This is a genomic window from Streptomyces niveiscabiei (assembly GCF_001419795.1).
In the GTDB taxonomy this organism is placed as follows: domain Bacteria; phylum Actinomycetota; class Actinomycetes; order Streptomycetales; family Streptomycetaceae; genus Streptomyces; species Streptomyces niveiscabiei.
The window spans coordinates 1-4,723 of sequence record NZ_LIRL01001005.1 but is presented as its reverse complement, the minus strand read 5'-3'; the positions used below and the strand labels follow the sequence as shown (position 1 = coordinate 4,723).

Here is a 4,723-nt window from a genome sequence, read left to right as displayed (position 1 = left end):
GAACCGGCGTCCCCGGGGACGTCCCCTGCGGCGGCACCCGCCCCACATCGTGGACGGCGAGCCCGTTCTGCCCACCCCCCATCGCGTGGACCATCTGCATCCACGCCTGGGGCCGCCCCGTCTCGACGGCGACGCGAGCCCCGGTCGCGGCGGCCCGCAGGGCGATGACCTGCGCGGTCCACAGCCCCCCGATGAGCGTCACATCGTAGGGCGTGGGCCGATTGAGCCCGAGGACGGACGGCCGCCCCTCGGGATCGACCCCGATGACGACCCCGTCGTCCCCGATGGGCAGCGACAGCGCGTCGAGCTGCTCGACGGAGACGGAGTGCCGCGCGTGCCGGGGNNATCCCGGTGTGCCGCGCGGCGCCCTGCAACGCCCGCCGCGCGGCGACGAGTTCCGCGTCACTGCGCCCGGTGACCCGCAGGTACCCGGCGAGCGACACACTCTGCCGCTCCCCGCGCGTGAGGCAGACGCTGAAGGTCGTCGCGAGCGCCGGGACGGCCGTCACGAGGGCGATGAGCTGCGGCAGCGACGGCGCGCGGCTCCCGCCGAGCGCGGGCCACCGCCGTACCCAGTACGTCGTATGGCGGCGGTTGTCGCAGCGCCAGCCGCGCCCGGACTCCTCGGTGCGCCGCTCGCGCGTCTCCGTACGGCCCGCCTCCGCCGTGACCAGCGGGTTCGCGTGCGCGGACGTGGCGATCGCGGAGGTCAGCTCCTCCTCGTCGAGGAGGGACGCGCGGAACCCGGCGCCGGTGAGGCGGCTCGCGAGCTGGTCGGCGGCGCGGACCACGCACTTCTGCGCACCGGTCAGCCCGCCCCCGCGCGCGGCGACCGCCTCGGGGCACAGCTCGGGGTCCAGCTTCAGCGCGATCCAGGTGATCCGGACGGCGGGGGCGCCGGTCTGCTCCTGGAGCGGCGCGTAGTTCGCGATGGCCACCGACTGCTGGGGCAGGTGCAGCGCGGGCGCGGGCTGCGTGTGCAGGACCACCTGCGCGGACTCCAGCCGGATGCCGTCGACCTCCAGGGCGTCGTACACCAGGCGCAGCGGCAGGGGATGGCGGTCGCGCTCCACGCGCAGGGCCGTGGAGTCGGCCTCGACCTGGAGGACGGCGGTGACGAACGTGCCGTCGCCGACGATGCCGACGGGACGGCGGTCGCGGCCCGCGTACGTGTACGTCCGCAGCGTCGGGTCGCACTCGACGGCCGGGGCGAGACCCGGTTCCGTACCCGGCGGCACCGGCGTGCTCGCGGCCCTGCGCTGACGCGTACGCAGCGCCCAGGCGGTGGCCACCCACTCGGGCAGCGTGCGCCCCCGGCGCCGTACGAACGCAACCAGGACCAGGCAGACGGCGAGGACACCGGCAGCCGCGAGCGCCACCGGATCGATCGCCCAGCCCACCACGAGCGCGGCGGCGGCTATCTCCAGCAGAACCAGCCGTTGCAACCGGAATGCCCCGGCCTGTCCCGAACGCGACTTGAGGCGCAGCGCGCTCGCCTCCGCGGGCGCGCTGCCCCGCGTCCTGGAAGCCCTCACTCCATCCCCCCGTTCTCCTCACAACTCGCCGGTTCTCCCGCACCGCACGGGCCCTTGCGCGCCCTTGAGGTGCCCGGACAACCTACCCGCGCCCCACGTCCCAGCGGATACCAGGCATAGTAGGGGGCCGCTCTGACATCGCGGTCCGGCCGTCCGTCCGACGGCCGCCGAACCCGGCGGAGCGTTCCGTGCGACCTAGGGGGAGACAGGCACCGATGGCATCCCGGCGTGACGAGCTCAATGCCTACACCTTTGCGAAGCGCCGCATGCTCGCGGCGTTCGTGCAGTCGTCGCCCGGCTCGGAGGAGGGCGCTCCGAAACCGCTGCGCGGGGTGCTTCCCGGGGTGATCGTCGGGGTCGTCGTCATGGCCGTGTTCGGTGCGTGGGGCATGTTCAAGCCGACCGCGCCGAAGGGGTGGGACACACCCGGCGCGAAGGTGATCGTCGCCGACAAGTCGACCACCCGGTACGTCGTCCTCACGACCAACGGCCAGAAGCAGCTGCACCCGGTGCTCAACATGGCCTCGGCGAAACTGCTTCTCGACGCCGGCCAGAAGGACTTCGTCACCGTCTCCGAGTCCGTCCTCGACAGCGGCAAGATCAAGCACGGCGTCACCATCGGCATCCCGTACGCCCCCGACCGCCTGCCCTCCGAGGACGAGGCGAAGAAGGCCAAGCGCTGGGTGGTCTGCGAACGGCCCAGCGCGGGCGGCGAGTCCATCCAGCGGGCGGCGCTCGTCCTCGCGTCCCGCGACCTGAAGGCCACCGAGGGCGCGGGCAGGCTCACCGGCGGACAGCTCCTGTACGTCCAGGACCCCGACGGACAGCAGTACGTCGTCGACGCGAGCGGGCGCGCGTACCGGATCGACAAGTCCGACGAACTCCTCCTGCGCGCGGTCGTCGGCTCCGGACGGCAGGCGCAGAAGGTGTCCAAGGAGTGGATGACGACGCTCCACACCGGCGACAGGATCGACTTCCCGACGATCACCGGAGTCGGTGACCCGGCGGGCGCCCCCGGGGGCCTCGACGAAGCGACGAACCGGGTCGGCATGGTCCTCAAGGCGGCCGACCTCAACAAGGACCAGTACTACGTCGTACTGCCCGGCAGGGTCGCGCCGATCTCGCCCTTCGTCGCCCAACTCCTGCTGTTCAGCAAGGAGTTGAAGGATCTCGGGCAGACCGGCGAGGCCAAGCCGATGAGCCCGGGCGACATCGTCCCCGGCAAGCCGTTCGGCGCCGAGAACACCTGGCCCACCGAACTGCCCCAGCCCGTCAACGACCCCTCAGGCGACGCCGGTTCGCGCAGCACCGTGTGCAACGTCCTGCGGTCCGTGGACGCCGGAACCGGCGCGACCACCCTCAGCACCTGGGCGGGCACCGACTTCCCCGAGTCCCTCGCCACCGGCTCCTCCAGCGCGTACGTCACGCCGGGTTCCGGCCAGCTCTACCGCCAGTTCCAGGGCACCGAGACCAAGGCGGGCCCCGTCTTCCTCGTCACCGACACCGGCCTGCGCTACGTCCTCCAGTCCAACTCCGACAGTGCCACCGACGACGCCGGGATCGGCACGACGCCGGAGAAGCTGAAACAGCAGGCGCAGGAGGCCAAGCAGGCGCAGACGCTCCTCGGGTACGCCGACGTCGACCCGACGCCGATCCCCGCCGCGTGGTCGGAGTTCCTGCCGACGGGGCCGCGCCTGTCGACGGCAGCGGCACGCCAGCCGCAGGGGTCGTGAGGCCGATGCGTACGTCGTTGCCGGCCGCGTTCCTCGCGGGCCTCACGCTCGTCTCCCTCGCCCCCACCGCCTCCGCCGCCGAGCGCCCCTACTCCGAGCAGTGCTCCTTCCCCAACGGCAAGTACCCCGGCCGCCCCTGGTCCCTCCAGCGCGTCATGCTGGACGAGCTGTGGTCCCAGTCCAAGGGCAAGGGCGTCAAGGTCGCCGTCATCGACACCGGCGTCGACACGAAGAACCCGCAGCTCAAGGGGGCCGTGGACGCGAAGGACGGCAAGACGTTCAAGCCCGCCGTGAAGGGCGACGACGGCAAACCCCTCGACTGGGGCGCAGGCAACGGCACCACCGACACCGTCGGCCACGGCACGAAGGTCGCCGGCATCATCGCGGCCCGCCCCGTCGACGGCACCGGCTTCGTCGGCCTCGCCCCCGAGGCGACGATCATCCCGCTCAAGCAGAACGACGCGGAGGGCCACGGGACCCCGGACACGCTGGCCGACGCGATCACCTACGCGGTGAACAAGGGCGCCGACGTCATCAACATCTCCCAGGACACGACCGGCGCGAAGAGGCCGTCCGACAACCTCCGGCGCGCGGTCGACGCGGCTCTCGACGCGGGTGTCGTGGTCGTCGCCTCCGCGGGCAACGACGGCACCGGCGGCAACGTCAAGAAGACGTACCCCGCCTCCTACGACGGCGTCCTCGCCGTAGCCGCCTCCGACCGCAACAACGAACGCGCCGCCTTCTCCCAGTCCGGCGACTTCGTGGGCGTCGCCGCGCCCGGCGTCGACATGATCTCCACGGTCCCGGCGGGCGGCCACTGCTCCGACAACGGCACCAGCTTCTCCGCGCCGTACGTCGCGGGCGTCGCCGCGCTCATCAAGGCCAAGCACCCCACGTGGACGGCCCGCCAGGTCGTCGCCCAGATCGAGCAGACGGCCGAACGCACCATCGCCGGGCACGACCGCCTCGTCGGCTGGGGCGTCGTCGACCCCGTCCGCGCGCTCACCGAGGACGACCGCCCCATCGAGTCCCCCCACCCCGACCAGGGGCTCGCGCGGGCCGAGGCGCCGACCCCGGCGACGTTCCACCTCGGCGAGACCCCGGCCGAACGCGACGCGCGCCTCGCGACGTACATCGCCGTCGGGGCGGCCGTGCTCGTCGCCGGGATCAGCGGGGGAGCGGTGGCGCTACGGGACGCGCGCCGACGCCGGGAGCGGGTGCGGGGGACGGCGTGAGGGGGCCGGTCATGGAGTGGTCAAGCGCCGCCCAGAGCGTCCCCAAACCGCCGTATGAGCTGGGTATGTGTTCACCTCCGCGAACCTGACATGTCCGTATTCGCCCCATCCCCCGCTGGCTACTGTGAGTGCGCCGTAACAGCCGCACACGCAGAAGGAGACGGTGGTGGGGGCAGCGAACACGTCACGCCTTCTCGACTACCTGGACGCCCCGGCCGGC

At 72.7% G+C, this 4,723-nt stretch carries 3 protein-coding genes and 1 pseudogene; 2 read left to right on the top strand and 2 right to left on the bottom strand.

Features of this window, described 5'->3' with window-relative positions; genetic code table 11:
* Positions 1-343: pseudogene (locus tag AOK24_RS51740) on the bottom strand (hypothetical protein); the annotation flags it as partial.
* A gap of 2 nt (positions 344-345) precedes the next feature.
* On the bottom strand, positions 346-1,535 hold a 1,190-nt coding region (eccE, locus tag AOK24_RS38725; RefSeq protein WP_240554327.1), incomplete at its 3' end, for a type VII secretion protein EccE.
* A gap of 215 nt (positions 1,536-1,750) precedes the next feature.
* Here eccE and eccB point away from each other — a divergent pair.
* Together eccB and mycP are read left to right on the top strand one after the other, a co-directional pair.
* The gene (gene eccB / locus AOK24_RS38720) at positions 1,751-3,268 is read left to right on the top strand and encodes a type VII secretion protein EccB (RefSeq protein WP_055724620.1); all 1,518 of its coding nucleotides are present in this window, start codon (positions 1,751-1,753) and stop codon (positions 3,266-3,268) included.
* A gap of 5 nt (positions 3,269-3,273) precedes the next feature.
* On the top strand, positions 3,274-4,503 hold the full coding sequence (gene mycP / locus AOK24_RS38715; protein ID WP_055724619.1) for a type VII secretion-associated serine protease mycosin: 1,230 nt from the start codon (positions 3,274-3,276) through the stop codon (positions 4,501-4,503).
* The last annotated feature ends 220 nt before the right edge of the window (positions 4,504-4,723 follow it).

Excerpts from the sequence above, each read along its gene's own strand:
- eccB (WP_055724620.1), top strand. The coding sequence starts at position 1,751 with ATGGCATCCCGGCGTGACGAGCTCAATGCCTACACCTTTGCGAAGCGC.
- mycP (WP_055724619.1), top strand. The coding sequence starts at position 3,274 with ATGCGTACGTCGTTGCCGGCCGCGTTCCTCGCGGGCCTCACGCTCGTC.